Origin of the sequence: Neobacillus drentensis (assembly GCF_036966985.1) — a bacterium.
Classification (GTDB): domain Bacteria; phylum Bacillota; class Bacilli; order Bacillales; family Cytobacillaceae; genus Neobacillus; species Neobacillus drentensis_E.
The window spans coordinates 1-1,072 of the sequence record NZ_JBALSN010000537.1 but is presented as its reverse complement, the minus strand read 5'-3'; the positions used below and the strand labels follow the sequence as shown (position 1 = coordinate 1,072).

The following is a 1,072-nucleotide window of genomic DNA, read 5'->3' as shown; positions in this document are numbered from 1 at the left end:
AACTAGATCATAAGTAAAATAGATAATTTTATTAAAAAATATAAAAAAAAACTTATAATATAAAAAGGAATGGGGTTTCATATGGATGAGAAAGATTGGGTTGCAATTAAAGTTTTGTATGAAGAAAAAAATATTAGTCGGGCATCGGAACGATTATTTATATCACAGCCTGCTTTAACATACCGATTAAAGAATTTAGAAAAAGAACTGGGGACTGAATTGTTTTACAAGATAAAAGGGGGAACCGAATTTACTTCTGAAGGTGTTTATTTAGCTGAATATGCTGAAGAAATGATAAAAAAACTTCAGCAGACAAAAGATTATATGCTAAATATGCGGGAGGAAGTAAGAGGAACATTAAGGATAGGAGTATCAAGTAACTTTGCTCAATATAAACTTCCCAAACTATTAAAGAAGTTCTCTATTGAGTATCCTAACGTACAGTTTAGTGTGCATACAGGCTGGAGTACCGGTATTATGAACTTGCTTAATTCATCAAGTGTTCAATTGGGAATACTGCGTGGAAATTATGATTGGTATGGAGTCAAAACAATACTGCATGAGGAAAGGCTTTACCTTATATCCAAACATGAAATTGACATCAATAAATTGCCTGAACTCCCTTTTATTCATTATCAAACAGATAGTTCCCTAAAAAATCTTATCAATGGCTGGTGGCACGATCGATTTTCTGAACCACCGGTGGTAACAATGGAAATAGACAGGCAGGAAACGTGCAAGGAAATGGTTAAAAATGATTTAGGGGTTGCCATATTGCCTGAAATTTGTTTACAACCCTCTGATAATTTATATACATATGGATTGTCTTACAAAAATGATACACCCGTATTAAGAAGTACATGTTTAATGTATAACAAGGAAGCATTACAACTTTCAACTGTAAAAAACTTTGTTGATTTCTTAAACCAAAATTCTAATTTATAAATAAATAGATCTGTAGGGACAAAGAATTATTTCTTTACTTCTTTGTCTTTATTTGATTAATACACTACCTATGAAAGTTATTTATACATAGTGTTCAAGTTGATTATAAGTTTTTTTTTAGTAATAC

The 1,072-nt window shown here is 31.0% G+C and carries 1 protein-coding gene; it reads left to right on the top strand.

Annotated features, from left to right (window positions below; all coding sequences use genetic code 11):
- Positions 1-81 precede the first annotated feature (81 nt).
- Positions 82-945 (top strand): LysR family transcriptional regulator, encoded by an 864-nt coding sequence (locus V7659_RS27390; RefSeq protein ID WP_335543235.1) that lies wholly within the window; start codon positions 82-84, stop codon positions 943-945.
- Positions 946-1,072 lie beyond the last annotated feature (127 nt).